This is a genomic window from Shinella sp. JR1-6, assembly GCF_004284735.1.
Lineage (GTDB): Bacteria > Pseudomonadota > Alphaproteobacteria > Rhizobiales > Rhizobiaceae > Shinella.
On the sequence record NZ_SHMI01000003.1, the window covers coordinates 194,615 to 211,994 of the forward strand.

Here is a 17,380-nt window from a genome sequence, read left to right on the forward strand (position 1 = left end):
TAAAAGTTTAAGTGTTCCGCTTTTCGGCACAGCCGCCGCTCAGGCGTCGTGGTCCTGGGGCGTCCGGCCGAGCACGAGGTCGAGAAAATCCGCATCGAGGAACATGTTGAAGCGCACCACCAGCTCCTCGCCGTCGCGCTTGAACTCCGTGCAGGGGATCTCGTCGCGGATGCCGTGGATCTCCAGATAGAAGTTCTCCGGCAGGGTCAGCGCCTTGTTGATCGAAAGCACCGCGCCGGCGCTGGAAATGCTGCGGATGAGGCAGGTGTAACGCATCGCCGTGCTGAGGTGATGGCCGATCGGCGTGACGAAGCCCGGCCTGTCGATGCGATACTGGACGAAGCTGCGCTTGGGGTGGCGCAGGCGAAGCTGGTCGTGGATGTGTTCGAGGGGCATGGCTCCCTCCCGCTCCTGTGGCTCGTGACCGAGTGTACCGAAACGGGATGGACAAAACGTGAAGACGGCCGCTTGCATTCGAGCAAGCGGCCGTCGGAGCCGGAAAAGCCGGAATGGCTTACTGGAAGGCCTGGAGACCCGTCTGGGCACGGCCGAGGATGAGGGCGTGGATGTCGTGGGTGCCCTCGTAGGTGTTGACCGCCTCGAGGTTCATGACGTGGCGGATGACGCCGTATTCGTCCGAAACGCCGTTGCCGCCGTGCATGTCGCGCGCGACGCGGGCGATGTCGAGCGCCTTGCCGCAATTGTTGCGCTTCATCAGCGAGATGAGTTCGGCCGGGGCGCGGTGCTCGTCGAAGAGGCGGCCGAGGCGAAGCGCGCCCTGCAGGCCGAGAGCGATCTCGGTCTCCATGTCGGCGAGCTTCTTCTGGATGAGCTGGGTGGCGGCGAGCGGCTTGCCGAACTGCTTGCGGTCGAGCGTGTACTGGCGCGCGGCATGCCAGCAGAATTCGGCGGCGCCCATGGCGCCCCAGGCGATACCGTAGCGGGCACGGTTGAGGCAACCGAAGGGACCGGCAAGGCCGGCGACCTCGGGCAGCAGGTTTTCCTCGGGCACGAAGACGTCCTGCATCATGATCATGCCCGTCGCCGAGGCGCGCAGCGAGAACTTGCCCTCGATCTTCGGCGTCTCGAAGCCCTTCATGCCGCGCTCCAGCACGAAGCCCTTGATCTTGTTGTCATGCGCGTCGGACTTCGCCCAGACGACGGCGACATCGGCGATCGGCGAATTGGTGATCCAGTTCTTGGCACCCGAGATGAGGTAACCGCCGTCGACCTTCTTGGCGCGGGTGATCATGGAGGAGGGGTCCGAGCCGTGGTCGGGCTCGGTGAGGCCGAAGCAGCCGACCCATTCGCCGGAGGCGAGCTTCGGCAGGTACTTCTTGCGGGTCTCTTCCGTGCCAAAGGCGAAGATCGGATGCATGACGAGCGAGGACTGCACGGACATGGCCGAGCGGTAGCCCGAATCGACGCGCTCGACTTCGCGCGCGACGAGGCCGTAGGAGACGTAGTTGGCGCCGACGCCGCCATATTCTTCCGGAACCGTCGGGCCGAGCAGGCCGAGTTCGCCCATCTCGCTCATGATCTCGCGGTGGAAGATCTCGTGGCGGTTGGCTTCGGTGACGCGCGAAGCGAGCTTGTCCTGGCAATAGGCGCGGGCCGTGTCGCGGATCATGCGCTCTTCGTCGGTGAGCTGGTCCTCCAGGAGGAAGGGGTCTGCCCAGTCGAAGGGCGCCATCTTGGCGCGGGCCTGCTGTGGGGTGGCGCTGTGATGCTCGCTCATGGATGTCCTCCTGTCGCGGTTTTGTCGTTGCAGAAGTGCTACATCAGCTTGCCCCTCTCCGAAAGGCCGGGAACGAACCGGATCGGCAAACGCTTTGGCTATTTATGAATGCCCTCATGAGCCTGGAGAATGAGCCGTCCCCCGCATTTTTCCCGTTTTGCCTTGATCCTGCCGCGCCGGATGAGCAAGTAACCTGACGATGAGCAATTCCACGAAAGAGAGGCCAAGCATGCGGGACCGCTTCAAGCGATCGGTCGAACGGCTGCTGCCGACCGAAGCGCGGCTGGGTGACCTGTTCTGGCCGTTCCAGCGCAGTCCGGAGCGCAAGGCGCCCGCCACCCGTCGCCGTCCGGCCGGCTCCTCCGGGCTCGTCGAAGTCACCGGCTTCGGCAGCAATCCGGGTTGCCTTCTGATGTTCGAGCATATTCCGGAGGGGCTTCCGGCCGGCCGGCCGCTCGTTCTGGTGCTGCACGGCTGCCGGCAGGATGCCGAAAGTTATGATCGGGCAGCCGGCTGGGCGTCGCTTGCCGAAGAGCGCGGCTTTTCGGTCGTCTATGCCCAGCAGCGCGAGGCGAACAACCCGCGGCTCTGTTTCACCTGGTTCCGGCCGAGCGAGGTGACGCGCGACCGCGGCGAGCTGATGTCGATCCGCCAGATGGTGGCCCATACGGCCGAACGCGCGACAAGCGATCCGGAGCGCATCTTCATCACCGGTCTTTCCGCCGGCGGCGCGATGACGGCGGCGATGCTCGCCAACTATCCCGAGCTCTTTGCCGGCGGTGCGATCATCGCCGGACTGCCCTTCGGTGCCGCGCGCGACGCCACCCGCGCCTTCGACGCCATGGGCGAGGCGCCGGAAAGGAGCCCGCGCGAATGGAGCGATCTGGTGCGTGCCGTCTCCCCGCGCATGGCGCGCAAGCCGGCCATCTCGATCTGGCACGGCACGGCGGACGAAACCGTCGCGCTGTCGAACGGCCTCGCGCTGGTCGAGCAATGGCGCGACCTCTACCGCCTGCCGAAGGAGGCCTTCGTGGAAAAGCGCATGAAGGGCCGTCGCACGCGCATCTGGCCCGACAAGGAGGGCAAGCCGCTCGTCACCTTCCACGAGATCGACGGCATGGGGCACGGCACGCCGGTGGAGCGCGGCGAGGGCGGCGGTTACGCCGCTGCCATCGAACCCTTCATGCTGGAAACCGGCTTTTCCTCGACGCTGGAGATTGCGAAAGCCTGGGGCCTGACGCGCAAGTGGAAGCGGTAGGCGGCACCTACGCCAGCAGCCACTCGTGCTCCTTGGCGTTGTGGAACTTCCACACGCGCTTCGGCCCGGCCATCACGTTGAGATAATAGAGGTCATAGCCGTGGATGGTGGCGCAGGGATGGTAGCCTTTCGGCACCAGCGTCACGTCGCCATCCTCCACCGCCATCGCCACGTCGAGCGAACGGTCGTCCGTATAGACGCGCTGGAACGCGAAACCCTGCGGCGGGTTGAGGCGGTGGTAATAGGTTTCCTCCAGGAAGCTTTCGTGCGGAAGATTGTCCTGGTCGTGCTTGTGCGAAGGGTAGGACGAGGTGTTGCCGCTCGGCGTGATCACCTCCACGACGAGCAGCGAATGGGCCGAATTGTCGTCTTCCGGCATAATGTTGTGGACATGCCTGACATTCGAGCCCTTGCCGCGGCTGACCTTTGGATGCGTGCCCGGCGGAATGGCCTTGGCCTTGTGGTTGCCGCCGCCCGGGGCCGAGCAGACGGCAAGTTCGAGATCCGTTTCCGCCGTCACCGACCAGTTGGAATCTGCCGGGATGTAGAGTGCATGCGGCGCGCCCTCGAACGGGCTCGTGCGCTCGCCGAGGATGCCGAAATCCTGGCCCGCCGCCGTCGCCTTGCCCTTGCCGGATATCCACACGAGGCAGACCTCGCGGCTTCCCGTCTCGGCGGCCAGGATTTCACCCGGCTTCATGCGGTGCACGTCGAAGCCGACATAGGTCCAGCCGGCGCTTTCGGGTGTCACATGGCTGACGCGGCCATGGTAGCCTTCGGGTTTGATGAGCAGGGTCGACATGGGCTTCTTCCTTTCAGTCGGCATCGGGGGAAGGGTTATCCTTTCGGAAACCCTTCCGTCTCCACGGTATAACCTGCCGCCGTCATGACGCGCATCAATTCCGCGTACCCGACCTCGGCCATATTCTGCGGCGGTGCCGTGCGCGGGTCCTGCTCGGCTTCGACGACGAACCAGCCTTCATAACCATAGTCGGCGAAACGCTGCACGATGGCGCCGAAATCGAGCGAGCCGTCGCCCGGAACGGTGAAGGCGCCCAGCGCCACGGCATCGAGGAAGGACTGTTTCGTGCGGTCGAGCCCGTCGACGACGGAACGGCGGATATCCTTGACATGCACATGGTTGATGCGGGCATGGTGGTTGTCGATGGCGCGCAGCACATCGCCGCCGGCAAAGGCGAGATGGCCGGCATCGAGCAGCAGCGGAATGCCTTCGCCCGAATTCTTCATGAAGGCGTCGAGTTCCGGTTCGGTCTCGACGACGGCGGCCATGTGGTGGTGATAGGACAGCGGCATGCCCTGGTCAGCGCACCATTCGCCGAATTCGGTGAGGCGGCGGCCATAGGCCTTCATCTCGTCGTCGGAGAGTTTTGGCTTGGTGGCGAGCGGCTTGGAGCGGTCGCCCTGGATGGAGCGGCCGACTTCGCCATAGACGATGCAGGGCGCATTGACCGCTTTGAACAGGTCGATCATCGGCAGGATGCGATCCTTGTTGGCCGAAAGCGCCTCGTCGACCAGCGTGCCGGAGAACCAGCCGCCGCACAGCGTCACGTCGGCCGCACGCAGGATGGGCAGCATGACGGCCGGGTCCTCGGGGAAGCGGCGGCCCTTCTCCATGCCCGTGAAGCCGGCGCTGCGCGACTGCCGCAGGCATTCTTCCAGGGATACGTCGTCGCTGAGCTCCGGAAGGTCGTCGTTCCACCAGGCGATGGGCGACATGCCGAGTTTGGCTTTCATTATCGTCTCCTTGCAGGAGGCAACGGCCTCCCTTGTCCTTGTTGCTCCCTCCCTCGCTTCGGTCATCCCCGGATTTGACCCGAGGATGACCGAAGCGAGGGAGGGCGTTGTCTGTCCTATCCGATCCGCTGGGCTTCGAGCGCCTTCACATAGGCCTCGCGTGCAGTGTTGACCTCGTCGCGCGCGCTCACCTCGGGAACCGCGACATCCCACCAGTGGCCGCCGTCCTTTGTGGTGATCAGCGGGTCGGTGTCGATGACGATGACGGAGGTGCGGTCGTTGCCCTTGCTTTGCTGGATGGCCGTCTCGAGATCGGCGATGGAGGAGACCTTGACGGCGACCGCGCCCATGCTTTCGGCATGCGCCCGGAAGTCGATATCCGGCATCATCTCGATCATCGAGTCCTTCAGGAGGTTGTTGAAGTTCGCGCCGCCGGTCGCCATCTGCAGCCGGTTGATGCAGCCATAGCCGCGGTTGTCGAGTACGACGATCGTCAGTTTCTGGCCGAGCATGATGGAGGTCGACAGCTCGGAGTTCATCATCATGTAGGAGCCGTCGCCGACCATGACGACGACATCGGCCTCCGGCCGTGCCAGCTTGACGCCGAGGCCGCCGGCAATCTCGTAGCCCATGCAGGAGAAGCCGTATTCCATGTGGTAGCCGCCCGGTTTCACGGCCTGCCACAGCTTGTGCAATTCGCCCGGCAGGCCGCCGGCCGCGCAGACGAGAACCGAATTCTCCCCGCCGATCGACCGCTGCACCGCGCCGATGACCTGCGCATCGGAGGGCAGGGCCGCATTGGTGGCGGCGGTTGCCCGGTTGGCGGCGGCCATCCATTCCGCCTTGCGGGATTTTGCGGCCGCCTCCACCGCTGCCGGGGCCTTCCAGCCGCCGAGCGCCTCGGAGAGCAGCGTTAGGCCCTCGCGCGCATCGGCGACGAGCGGCTGGCTGTTGTGCTTGGCGGCGTCGAAGGCGGTGGTGTTGAGGCCGATCATCGTCACGGCATCGTTCTTGAACAGCGCCCAGGAGCCGGTGGTGAAGTCCTGCATACGGGTGCCGACGGCGAGGATGACGTCCGCCTCTTCGGCAAAGGCATTGGCGGCCGAGGTGCCGGTGACGCCGACCGAACCCATGCAGAGCGGATGGTCGTCCGGCAGCGCCGACTTGCCAGCTTGGGTGACGGCGACCGGAATGCCGTGCATGCCGGCAAAGGCCTTCAGCTCGGCGGTCGCCTGCGAATAGAGCACACCGCCGCCGGCGATGATCAGCGGCTTTTCCGCCTTGCGCAGCGTGGCGATGGCGGCGGCTAGCTCGTCGCTGTCCGGTCGCGGCCGGCGCTGCGTCCAGACCTTCTGCGCAAAGAGGCTTGCCGGATAGTCATAGGCTTCGGCCTGCACGTCCTGGCAGAGCGAAAGCGTCACCGGGCCGCAATCGACCGGATCGGTGAGGACCTGCATGGTGCGCTTCAGCGCGGGGATGATCTGCTCCGGCCGGGTGATGCGGTCGAAATAGCGCGAGACGCAGCGGAAGGCATCGTTGACGGAGACGGTGCCGTCGCCGAAGTTCTCGATCTGCTGGAGGACGGGATCGGGAATGCGGTTGGCGAAGACATCGCCGGGCAGGAACAGAACCGGCAGGCGGTTGACATGGGCGACGCCGGCAGCGGTGATCATGTTCAGGGCGCCGGGACCGATCGAGGTCGTGCAGGCCATGAAGCGCTGGCGGAAGCTCGCCTTGGCGAAGGCGACCGCGGCATGCGCCATGCCCTGTTCGTTGTGGGCGCGCAGCGTCGGCAGGTCTTCGCGCACCTGGTACAGCGCCTCGCCCATGCCGGCGACGTTGCCGTGGCCGAAAATGCCCCAGACGCCGGCGAAGATCGGTACCGTCTTGCCGTCCACGACCGTCATCTGCGCCTTCAGGAAATGTGCGATGGCCTGCGCCATCGTCAGCCGGATCGTCTTTGCCATGGTGTTCCTCCCGAATTCTCTTGCTTGCCGCAATCCCTGACCGGGCGAACCGCCTCGGGTCTTCCGGGATTGCCCTGTCTTTAAAGGCCGCGGGTCCGCAGCCAGGCGTCGGTCAGCGCGCGGAAGCGGTCGGCCATATCCGACACCGCCGCCTCGTCGTCGATCTTTCCCGCCATCCAGGCGCGGGCGGCATCGACGAAGATCGTGCGGCCGACGGCAAAACCCTTGACGGCCGGCGCCACCTTGGTCGCCTCGAAGGCCTTCACCAGCTCTTCCGTCGGCGCCTCGAGACCGAGCAGCACGATGCCGCGGCAATAGCTGTCGTTTTCGGCGATGACGGTCTCGATGTTCTCCCAGGCGCGGCTGGACGCCTGCGGTTCCAGCTTCCACCAGTCCGGCTTGATGCCGAGATCGTAGAGCTCCTGCATCGCCCTCGACACTGTATCATCCTTGAGCGGCCCGTTCTTGCCCGCGATGATCTCGATCAACAGTTCACGCCCGACGCGGCGCGCGGCTTCGAAAAGCGTGCGCAGCTTCTCCTGCTGTTCCGTCTTGAGCGCGGCCGGATCGTCGGGATGATAGAAGCACAGGCACTTGATGCAATGGTCGAGCGGCCATTCGACGAGCTGCGAGCCGATATCCTGGCTGAACTCGAAGCGCAGCGGCTTGGAGCCCGGCAGTTCCACCGGCCGGCCGAGCCACGAGAAGTTCTGGGTCGCCGCGTCGAAGAAGGCGTCGCGGCCGAAGCGCTCGTCGATCAGCATGCCGTAGCCGGGGCGGCCGTCGGCGACCCGTGCGGCGGCCTGGACGGTCAGGCGCTTGAATTCGGAAATCTTCTCGTGCGGCACGCCGAGTTCGTCGGCGACGTCGACGAGCTGCATGCGATGGTCGCAGGCAAGCGCCATCAGCAGCGGTATGTCGTCCTGCTTGCGGTTGGTCGCCCAGTGGATGTGGTTGATCGCCTCGTCCTTGCGCAGCGCCCGGTGTTTGCTGCCGTTTTCCAGGAAGTAGGTCAGCTCATCCCAGCTTGGATATTCCGGCGAGCAGAGCAGGCGCGAGACGGCAAAGGCACCGCAGGCATTGGCCCAGGTGGCGGAGGTCTTGTGATCCTCGCCCTTCAGCCAGCCGCGCAGGAAGCCCGACATGAAGGCATCGCCCGCGCCGAGCACGTTGTAGACCTCGATGGGAAAACCCTGGCCGACGATGCCGTCCTCCAGATCGTCGGAGATCGGGCCGTCATAGACGATGCAGCCCATGGCGCCGCGCTTCAGCACGATCGTCGCGGCCGAGACGGCACGGATGGCTTTCAGTGACGAAAGCACGTCGTCGGCGCCCGACGCGATCATGATCTCTTCCTCGGTGCCGACGATGAGATCGCAATCCGGCAGCACGGATTTCATGATGGCGGAGACACGATCGGACTTCACATAGCGCTCGAAGCCTTCTGCATGGCCGGCAAGGCCCCAGAGGTTCGGGCGGTAGTCGATGTCGAAGATGACCTTGCCGCCGCTCTCCTTGGCGATGCGGATCGCCTTGCGCTGGGCAGCCTCGGTGTTGGGGCGGGAAAAATGCGTGCCCGAAACGAGAACCGCGCGGGAGGAGCGTACGAAGGCTTCGTCGACGTCGCCCTCGTCGAGGGCCATGTCGGCACAGTCGGTGCGCACGAAGATCATCGGCGAGACGCCTTCGGCCTCGATGGCGAGCAGCACGAGCGCCGTCAGCCGCGCCTTGTCGGTCTTGATGCCACCGACATCGACGCCTTCGCGGGCGGACTGTTCGCGGATGAAGCGGCCCATCTGCTCGTCGCCGACGCGGGTGATGAGTGCGGACTTTAGGCCGAGGCGGGCAGTGCCGATGGCGATGTTGGCAGGGCAGCCGCCGACGGATTTGGCGAAGGAGGCGGTATCCTCCAGGCGCGTGCCGAGCTGCTGGCCGTAGAGATCGACGGACGAGCGGCCGATCGTGATGACGTCGAGCGTCTTGTCCTGGCCCTGGTCGCGGTCAGTGTGCGGCATGTCTTCCTCCCGGTCTCGCGGCGCCGTCATTCGGAGTGCGGCGGTCCGTGAAGAAAATGAAACATGAATTCCATTATTATGTCAATTCGGAATATTCATTCCGTTTCCATTCTGCAGCATTTCACTTCGAGGATCGCATGAGGCTGCGCCGCTTCTCGGCAATGGCGACCGGCAGCGCCATGGCAAGCGCCATGGAGGCCGAGAGCGAACGGAAGCCGGCATAGTCCGCCTCGGAAACCTCGAACCAGTGGGTGGCCGACGCGGCGAGGGGGGAGAAGACCGAGTCGGTGATGGCGACGATCGGCACGCCACGGGCGGCCAGTTCCTGTGCCTGCGTCAGGCTTTCGGCGGCATAGGGGGCGAAGCTCGCGGCGATCACCGCATCCTTGCCGGTAGCGAATTGCGCCATCTCGGCATCGATGCCGTTCGGCGAGGCGATGATCTGATGGCGGATGCCGAGCTTGCCGAGAGCATAGGCGATATGCGCCGTCAGCGGATAGGAGCGGCGCTTGGCAACGAGATAGATTGTCTCGGCCCGCGCCAGGAGATCGACCGATCTCGAAAAGGTTTCGCCGTCGATGGTGCTGGCAAGCCGCGCGACGGACTGGCTGGCGGCGGTCAGGAAGCCGGAAAGCAGCTCCGTGTCGCTGTTGGATGCCGGCCCCGCCTCGAGAGAGAGCAGGCGCTCTTCGTAGGAGAGCGTACGGTCTCGCAGCCGGGCGCGAAAGACGTTCTGCAGGTCGGAAAAGCCTTCATAGCCGAGATGGTGGGCGAGACGTACCAGCGTGGAAGGTTGCACGTCGGCCGCCGTCGCGATGCTTGCCGCAGTGCCGAAGGCCATCTCGTCCGGGTTGGAAAGCGCATAGGCCGCCACCTGCGCCAGGCGCTTGGGCATGCTCACCTTGCGCTCGATGATGACGCTGCGCAGGCTGTCGAAATCGCGCGGTACACGCGCAAGGGCCGCTTCGGTGCTGTTCATGGTTCTATCCTCCCTCGTGCGGCCATTCTGCGACAAACGAAATAAATATTCCATATTTTTAGAAAAGATAGTTTTCGTTCCAAATCTTTCCCGCTATGCATGGAGCCGAAGACGCCATGCGGCGAGATATAGAGCAAATCCGGCGCGAATGCGTAACGGTTTTGCGGCCGCATTCGCGTGGAAAGGCAACCCTGGCAGGTGGAGGAGACGGCATGAAGGCCTTGGGAATAGGACTGATCGGTACCGGCTACATGGGCAAGTGCCATGCGCTCGCCTGGAACAATGTCAGCGCGGTCTTCGGCGATGTTGAGCGCCCGCGTCTCGTGCATCTGGCGGAAGCCAATGCGGAGCTTGCCGCCAGCCGCGCCCGCGAATTCGGCTTTGCGAAATCCACTGCCGACTGGCGCGCGCTGCTTGCCGATCCCGACGTCGACGTGATCTCGGTGACGACGCCGAACCAGTTCCACGCAGAGATGGCGATCGCCGCGCTGGAAGCGGGAAAACACGTCTGGTGCGAAAAGCCGATGGCGCCGGCGCTGGCCGATGCCGAGCGCATGCTTGCCGCCCAGCGTTCTTCCGGCAAGGTCGCGGTCATGGGCTACAACTATATCCAGAACCCGGTCCTGCGGCACATCCGCTCGCTCATCGACGAGGGCGTGATCGGCACGGTGAACCATGTCCGCGTCGAGATGGACGAGGATTTCATGGCGGATCCCGAGGCGCCGTTCTACTGGAAAAGCGAGGCTTCGTCCGGGTATGGCGCGCTCGACGATTTTTCCGTGCACCCGCTTTCGCTGCTCTGGAGCCTGTTCGGCCATGTCGAGGCGGTGATCGCCTCGCTGGCAAAGCCCTATGCCGACCGTCCGCTCAAGGAGGGCGGCCGCCGCGCCGTGGAGAACCACGATATCGCCAGCGTGCTGATGCGCCTTCCCGGCGGCATTTCCGGCGTGCTGATGGCCAACCGCTCGGCCTGGGGACGCAAGGGCCGCATCGCGCTGCAGATCTACGGTTCGAAGGGGTCGATCCTTTTCGACCAGGAGCGCATGAACGAGTTCCAGCTCTATACGGTGGACGGTCGTGCCACCGAGCAGGGCTTTTCCACAATCCTGACGGCCCCGCACCACAAGCCCTATGACCGGTTCATTCCGGCCCCCGGCCATGGCCTTGGCTTCAACGATCTCAAGATCATCGAGTGCCGCGAGCTGGTTGCCGCCATCGCGGGCATGGCCTCGCATTCCATCGACTTCAACCACGGCCTGCGCATCGAGAAGTCGGTGCATGCCATGGCGCAATCTTTCCGCGAAAGCCGCTGGGTCGAGATCGCCGCAGCGTGACCTTTCGGCGGCCGGACCAAAAAAATCCGGCCGCCCGCACATTGAAACGGTGGGGGCCATACGTAATACTCTCGGCAATAATGCCGGAGGGAAGGGCATGAGAAAGCAAATACAGAGACGCTGGGCGCCGGTCCTCTTCGTCTCGATTGCTGTCGTCGTTTTCAACGCGAACGCCGCAGAGGCGAAGCGCGTTGCACTGCTGATAGGCAATCAGAAATACGAAGAGACCGCCCAGCTCAACAATCCTGCGAACGATGTGGAGCTGATGCGCGCCTCGTTCGAGAGCGCAGGCTTCGATTACGTCAAGACCGTTCTGGATCTCGACCGCTCCGCCATGGTGAAGGCGCTGCGCGAGTTCGAGGACGAGTCCGTCGATGCGGACATGGCCGTGGTCTACTACTCCGGCCACGCCATGGAGATGAACGGGATCAACTACCTGATCCCCGTCGATGCAGCGCTGAAGAGCGACCGCGACGTCGAGGACGAGAGCGTCGCCATCGACCGCGTGCAGCGCTCGCTGGAGGGCGCCAAGAAGCTCAAGCTCTTCATCCTCGATGCTTGCCGCAACAATCCGTTCTCCGCCTCGATGACGCGCTCGATCGGCACCCGCGCCGTCACGCGCGGCCTTGCCCGGGTCGAGCCCGAATCGGCCGACACGCTGATCGCCTTCGCCTCCAAGGCCGGCACGGTGGCGCTGGACGGCGAGGGCAAGAACAGCCCGTTTGCCACCGCGCTTTCGAAATACCTGACGGAACCGGGCCTCGACGTGCGCATCGCGCTCGGCAAGGTGCGCGACGAGGTGGTGGAAGCCACCAACCGCGAGCAGGAACCCTTCGTCTATGGTTCTCTCGGCGGCGCGCAGATCTTCCTGAACATCAAGGAAGTGAACATCAACGTCACCAACAGCGGCAACACGCAGGAGATCTCGCCCAACGGCCAGTCCGAAGCGGCTGCCGACTGGCAGAACATCCGCGACCTCGCCGACGAAGACCTGATCAACGCCTTCATCGAAAAGCACGGCAAGGATCCGGTCTACAAGATGCTGGCGGAAAAGAAGCTCGCCAGCCTCAAGGAGGCCACCCAGAACGATGGGCAGGATGCGGCCGGCATCGCATGGGAGGCCCTGAAGGAATCAACGGACGCGGCCGCCCTGCAGCGCTTCATCGAGCGCTATCCCGATAGCCGCCATCGCAGCGACGCCGAAACGCTGATTGCCGCGCTGGAGCCCAAAAAAGGCCTGAGCGTCAACGTGGCCGGCAAGGAAACACCCGCCTCGCGCGACTGTTTCCTTCTTGCCGGCGAGCCGCAGTCGCTGCCCGGCTTCATGGGTGTCAACTTCCTGAAGATCGATGCCAAGCGGGCACTCGCCGCCTGCGCGCAGGCCGTCAACGAGAACCCGTCCGACGGCATGCTCGTCAACCTGCTCGGCCGCGCGCATGACGCCGACCGCAACTATGTCGAAGCCCGCCGCAACTACGAGAAGGCGATCGAGCTCGGCAACATGTATGCCCTGACGAACCTCGCCTGGTTCTCGGTCTACGGCACGGATGGCCCGGTCGATGTCGCCAAGGGCCTGTCGATGTTCGAAAAGGCTTCGACGGCCGGCAATTCCTATGCCCAGGCGTCGCTCGGCTGGCTCTACCGCGAAGGTTATGGCGGCACCCGCCAGGACTATAACGAGGCGGTGAAGTGGTACCAGCAGTCGGCCAACCAGGGCTATGCCAACGCCATGGCCACCATGGGCTGGTTCTACCGCGAGGGCCTCGGCGTCTCGCAGGATTACGTCCAGTCGCTCAACTGGTATCGCAAGGCGGCGGACGCCGGCGACGCCAACGCCATGTCCTCGCTCGGCTGGGCCTACCAGAACGGCCTCGGCACGTCGCAGGACTATGCCGAAGCCAAGGTCTGGTACGAGAAGGCCGCCAATATCGGCGATTCCTACTCGATGGCCTCGCTCGCCTGGCTCTATGACGTCGGCAACGGCGTGAAGCAGGACTATGTCGAAGCCCGCTACTGGTATGAAAAGGCCGCCAATGCCGGCAGCGCCTATGCCATGGGCAACCTGTCTCGCCTCTACGACCAGGGCCTCGGCACACCGGCCGATGCCAAGGAGGCCGTCCGCTGGGCCGCTGCCTCGGTCGAAAGCGGCGACGCCAACAAGCTGAAGGAGCTGAAGGACAACCCGGGCAACTTCACGGTCGCCTTCCGCAAGGAAATGCAGAACCTCCTGAAGGAGCGCGGCTACTACAGCGGTTCCTCCGATGGTGAGTTCGGCGCCGCGACGCTCGCTGCCATCGACAAGCTGGCCACCGGCCGCAACGACAGCAGCTCGCTGACGAACACCAACACGACCACCACCGACAACAGCCAGTCGACGGTGACCCTCAGCGGTTCGGACGCCGACCAGTGCTATGAACTTGCCGGCGAACCGAACCTGCGCCCGGGCTTCCTCGGAAAGCTCTTCGCACAGATCGACTACGGCCGTGCGATTCCGGTCTGCGAGGCGGCGCTCAATGCCTCCCCGTCGGACAACTCGATCCGCAACATGCTGGGTCGTGCCCACGACGCGGCAAAGAACTTCCCGAAGGCGCGCGAGCACTACCAGAAGGCTGCCGACGAGGGGAACCTCTATGCGCTGACCAATCTTGCCTGGTATTCGATCTACGGCACGGACGGCCCGGTCGACATGGCCAAGGGCACGCGCATGTTCGAGCAGGCCTCGAATGCCGGCAACCCCTATGCCCAGGCCTCGCTCGGCTGGCTCTACCGCGAAGGCTACAACGGCACGCGCAAGGACTATGAAGAGGCCATCAAGTGGTATCGCAAGGCGGCCGAACAGGGTTATGCCAATGCACAGGCCACCATGGGCTGGTTCTACCGCGAAGGCCTCGGTACGGCGCGCGACTACAACGCTTCGCTCGACTGGTACGTGAAGGGTGCCGAGGGCGGTGACGTCAACGCGATGTCTTCCGTCGGTTATGCCTATCAGTCCGGCCTCGGCGTCGCGGTCGACTATGCCGAGGCGCGCAAGTGGTACGAGAAGGCCGCGGCCTTCAACGACTACTATTCGATGGCCTCGATCGGCTGGCTCTACGACGTCGGCAACGGCGTGAAGCAGGACTACGTCCAGGCACGCGACTGGTACGAGAAGGCGGCCAATGGCGGCAACACCTATGCCATGGGCAATCTCTCCCGCCTCTACGACCAGGGCCTCGGCACCCGCGCCAACGCCAAGGAGGCCGCCCGCTGGGCCGCCGCCAGCGTCGAGGGCGGCGACCAGGGCAAGCTGCAGGAACTCAAGGGCTCGCCGGCGAACTTCACGCCGCAGTTCCGCAAGGAGTTCCAGCAGATCCTCAGGGATCGCGGCTACTATAGCGGCCCGATCGACGGCGACTTCGGCACCTCGACGCAGAACGCGATCGACCGTCTGGCCGCCCGCACGTAAACACAGCGCCGGCCCAGCATCCGGAAAGAAAACCGCCAGTGCCCGAAAGGGCGCTGGCGGTTTTCGTTTGGCGGGAAAAATCACTTAAGGAAACGCCGTTGACCCTCCACCGGGTGGAGGCCGCAATAGGACTGCCATGGGAACGAAGTTTTACACGATCGGTGAACTGGCGCGGCTTTCGGGGCAATCCGTCCGCCGCATCCGCTACTATTCCGACAAGGGTCTCCTGCCGCCAAGCGATCGCTCGGCTGGCAATTACCGGATCTACAGCGAGGCGGATGTCGCCCGGCTCGACCTCATTCGCGCCCTGCGCGAAGCGGGCGTCGGCCTTGCCGCCATCGCGCGGTTGCTTGCCCGCCGGCTGACCCTGTCGGATGTGCTGAGCGCCCGGCTCGATGTTCTCGAGGCGGAGATATCAGCCAAACGGCGCATGGCCGCCGTGTTTCGTGCAACACTTCGTCTGCCCAATCCCGCCGATGATGACCTGAGGAGGCTTTGGACCATGGCGAATGTGAGCAACAGACAGATGCAGGCCCTTGTCGAGCGATTCGTCGATCGAATCGCCGACGGCGCGAAGATGGATGCGCAATGGCGCCAGCGCATGATCGAAACGAGCGTTCCGGAACTGCCCGACGATCCGACGCCGGAGCAGGTCGTGGCCTGGACGGATCTTGCGGGCATGCTCGAAGACGAGGATTTCGGTCACCAGTTGCAGGCGCAGATGGCTGCGTTCTGGGACGGCGCCCTTGATTCGGATGCATACCGGGAGGCTTCGCTGCGCGCCTATGAGGCCGTCCAGGCGGCGATCGCCGCGAATCAGTCGCCAACCGGCAGGGAAGGGCAGGCGATCGCGTCCGCCTGGCTCATCGAATCGGCGCGGGCAATGGGCCGCGTACCCGACGGGGCGTTTCTCGACTGGCACTTTGCCCAGTATGACAACCAGTCTGGCCGCATGGGCCGCTACCGGCAGCTGCTCGCCGTCCTGCGCGGGGACGTCGATACGGCTGCATCGGACAAGGCATGGAGCTGGTTGAACGCGGCGCTGCATGCGCTGCCGTCCGCGCGGCCCTGAAACAGAAATGCCGCACGCGTTGCTGGCGCGTGCGGCATGACAAGCTCGGGAGCGCCCCCTGTGCCAGGGGCGGAGCTTAGAGCAGGAAGTCGCTCGAATAGTAGCGTGTGAGGCCGGCGTCAATCTCGAAATCAGCCCGCCCGTCGCCATTGACGTCACCGGAGATGATCGTGCCCGAATAACGCAGCTCGCCCGCTTCACCGGAAAACGCACTCTTTCCGATGAAGTGGAAGGCGTTGTTGCCGCTTCGGCCGGTGTCGGCGTCGATGCTCTTGAGGTCGATGACGTCGTCTTCGCTCTCCGGCTTGAAGTCGTCGATCACGTCGCGCTGCGAGCCGACCTTGCTGTCGGATGTCTTGATGAAGCGGAACGTATCGGCGCCGGTGCCGCCGACGAGGAAGTCGTTGCCGCTGTCGCCGACGAGCAGGTCATTGCCCGAACCGCCCAGAAGGTCGTCATTGCCCGAACCGCCGTAGAGCCGGTCATTGCCGCTGTCGCCGTAAAGGTCATCATTGCCGCTGTCGCCGTAGAGGATGTCCTTGCCGGAGCCGCCATAGAGCCGGTCGTTGCCGCCGAGGCCTTCCAGCCGGTCGTTGCCGTTGCCGCCGCGCAGCGTGTTGTTGCCGCCGGTGCCGATCAGCGTGTCATTGGAGCGGGTGCCCGTGGCGTTTTCGATGCTCGTCAGTTCCTCGTTGCGTCCATCGACGGCCTTCGCGAAGCCCTTGTCCAGATCGACATAGATGCCAAGGCCCTTCTCGCTGGAGGAATCCTGCAGCGAATAGTTGACCGTGTCGGTGCCGGAGCCGCCGTTGAACGCGTTGCGGTAGCCGACCGAGTAGAAGGTGTCGTTGCCGCTATCGCCCCAGTAGTCGCTGGACAGGGTCTTCACTTCGAACCGATCGTTGCCGTCGCCGCCGCTGACCTTGTCATACTCGCCGCTGGCCTTGGCCGCGCCGCTGTGCTTGTAGACGTCGTCGCCCGAGCCGAGGAAGATATCGTTGCCGCCTTCGAAGCTGTTGCGCACGAGATCGTTGCCGCTGCCGGCTTCCACATAGTTGAGGCCGCCCCGGCTGTCGGTACGGTTCAGAACGATTTCGTCATCGCCGCCATAGGTGTAGATTTCCACCTCGGTGCGGGAGTTCTGGACGACGTAATCATCTCCATTCGTGCCCTTGTATACATAGGCCATGTCCTCGTTCCTTTCTGTACCACGTGCTGTTGTCCGACTTTTAGCGCCGGCAAGCTGAACCGCCGTTGAACAAAATGGGGAGGCAGAAGGCATTTTCGAGGCCGGCCGAAAAAAAATTGAGGGCGCAAGCCGGCAAAGGCCCATCAAACGGTGTGCGAATCGGCAAATTCCCGGGGAATCGGGGCAGCCGGCATATTCAGGGAATTTCGCTTTTTGGGAGGCCGCTGGTGTGGCGCGGCTTCCGGGAAGAGGCGCGGGCACACCGTCTGGTGCGTCTCGTGCCGCAAGGTCCTATTCCTGTGGGGGAAACTGGCGGAGAAGAAGGGATTCGAACCCTCGATACCGTTTCCGGTATACTCCCTTAGCAGGGGAGCGCCTTCGACCACTCGGCCACCTCTCCGCTCGCGGTTTCACTATGCGGCAGAGCTTGCGATTGCAAGGGCTTTTTGTTTTTCGCCCACATTTTGATGACAGGACCGGGCCTTCGGGTTGAAAGCCGTGTGATGCTGCAGCCGAATTCGAGCTTCTCCTCGTGATGCCGTTTGTAAAAACGGTGCAAGGCGGATCGATGGTGGCGGTCGCGAGCGCGTGATTCCCGATGAGAGCAAGGCCGGCAGATTGCGTTTTC

12 protein-coding genes and 1 tRNA gene are annotated in these 17,380 nt (G+C 64.1%); 4 read left to right on the top strand and 9 right to left on the bottom strand.

Going from position 1 to position 17,380, the window contains the following annotated elements; genetic code table 11:
* Positions 1-39 precede the first annotated feature (39 nt).
* Positions 40-396: a hypothetical protein gene (locus tag EXZ48_RS06195; RefSeq protein WP_024270735.1), complete on the bottom strand. Its 357-nt coding sequence runs from the start codon at positions 394-396 to the stop codon at positions 40-42.
* 118 nt (positions 397-514) lie between these two features.
* Positions 515-1,738 carry an acyl-CoA dehydrogenase gene (locus tag EXZ48_RS06200; RefSeq protein WP_023513777.1) on the bottom strand — a complete coding sequence of 408 codons (1,224 nt, stop codon included), beginning with the start codon at positions 1,736-1,738 and terminating at the stop codon, positions 515-517.
* 229 nt (positions 1,739-1,967) lie between these two features.
* On the opposite strand from EXZ48_RS06200, the gene EXZ48_RS06205 reads away from it, so the two are divergent.
* Positions 1,968-2,996 carry a PHB depolymerase family esterase gene (locus EXZ48_RS06205; RefSeq protein WP_165909290.1) on the top strand — a complete coding sequence of 343 codons (1,029 nt, stop codon included), beginning with the start codon at positions 1,968-1,970 and terminating at the stop codon, positions 2,994-2,996.
* Between the two features lie 7 nt (positions 2,997-3,003).
* On the opposite strand, the gene iolB is transcribed toward EXZ48_RS06205, so the two are convergent.
* The 5 genes from iolB to EXZ48_RS06230 all read right to left on the bottom strand — a co-directional run bounded on the left by iolB (position 3,004) and on the right by EXZ48_RS06230 (position 9,712).
* Positions 3,004-3,798, bottom strand: a complete 795-nt coding sequence (iolB, locus tag EXZ48_RS06210; RefSeq protein ID WP_130514869.1) for a 5-deoxy-glucuronate isomerase — start codon at positions 3,796-3,798, stop codon at positions 3,004-3,006.
* Positions 3,799-3,833: 35 nt separating this feature from the next.
* Entirely contained in the window at positions 3,834-4,751 is a 918-nt protein-coding gene (gene iolE / locus EXZ48_RS06215; protein ID WP_130514871.1) for a myo-inosose-2 dehydratase, read from the bottom strand.
* Between the two features lie 116 nt (positions 4,752-4,867).
* Complete coding sequence (iolD, locus tag EXZ48_RS06220; RefSeq protein WP_130514873.1) at positions 4,868-6,718, bottom strand: 3D-(3,5/4)-trihydroxycyclohexane-1,2-dione acylhydrolase (decyclizing); 1,851 nt, start codon at positions 6,716-6,718, stop codon at positions 4,868-4,870.
* An 80-nt stretch (positions 6,719-6,798) separates the two neighbouring features.
* Positions 6,799-8,733: a 5-dehydro-2-deoxygluconokinase gene (gene iolC / locus EXZ48_RS06225; RefSeq protein WP_130514875.1), complete on the bottom strand. Its 1,935-nt coding sequence runs from the start codon at positions 8,731-8,733 to the stop codon at positions 6,799-6,801.
* Positions 8,734-8,854: 121 nt separating this feature from the next.
* Positions 8,855-9,712, bottom strand: coding sequence for a MurR/RpiR family transcriptional regulator (locus EXZ48_RS06230; RefSeq protein WP_023513771.1), 858 nt, complete (start codon positions 9,710-9,712; stop codon positions 8,855-8,857).
* 212 nt (positions 9,713-9,924) lie between these two features.
* On the opposite strand from EXZ48_RS06230, the gene EXZ48_RS06235 reads away from it, so the two are divergent.
* From EXZ48_RS06235 to EXZ48_RS06245, 3 genes are all read left to right on the top strand, one after another.
* Complete coding sequence (locus EXZ48_RS06235; RefSeq protein ID WP_130514877.1) at positions 9,925-11,046, top strand: Gfo/Idh/MocA family protein; 1,122 nt, start codon at positions 9,925-9,927, stop codon at positions 11,044-11,046.
* 97 nt (positions 11,047-11,143) lie between these two features.
* Positions 11,144-14,491: a caspase family protein gene (locus EXZ48_RS06240; RefSeq protein ID WP_165909291.1), complete on the top strand. Its 3,348-nt coding sequence runs from the start codon at positions 11,144-11,146 to the stop codon at positions 14,489-14,491.
* 136 nt (positions 14,492-14,627) lie between these two features.
* On the top strand, positions 14,628-15,563 hold the full coding sequence (locus EXZ48_RS06245) for a MerR family transcriptional regulator (protein WP_130514881.1): 936 nt from the start codon (positions 14,628-14,630) through the stop codon (positions 15,561-15,563).
* Positions 15,564-15,639: 76 nt separating this feature from the next.
* On the opposite strand, the gene EXZ48_RS06250 is transcribed toward EXZ48_RS06245, so the two are convergent.
* Both EXZ48_RS06250 and EXZ48_RS06255 read right to left on the bottom strand, forming a co-directional pair.
* Positions 15,640-16,752: a calcium-binding protein gene (locus EXZ48_RS06250; protein ID WP_130514883.1), complete on the bottom strand. Its 1,113-nt coding sequence runs from the start codon at positions 16,750-16,752 to the stop codon at positions 15,640-15,642.
* Between the two features lie 310 nt (positions 16,753-17,062).
* Positions 17,063-17,152, bottom strand: a tRNA-Ser gene (locus EXZ48_RS06255).
* Positions 17,153-17,380: the final 228 nt, after the last annotated feature.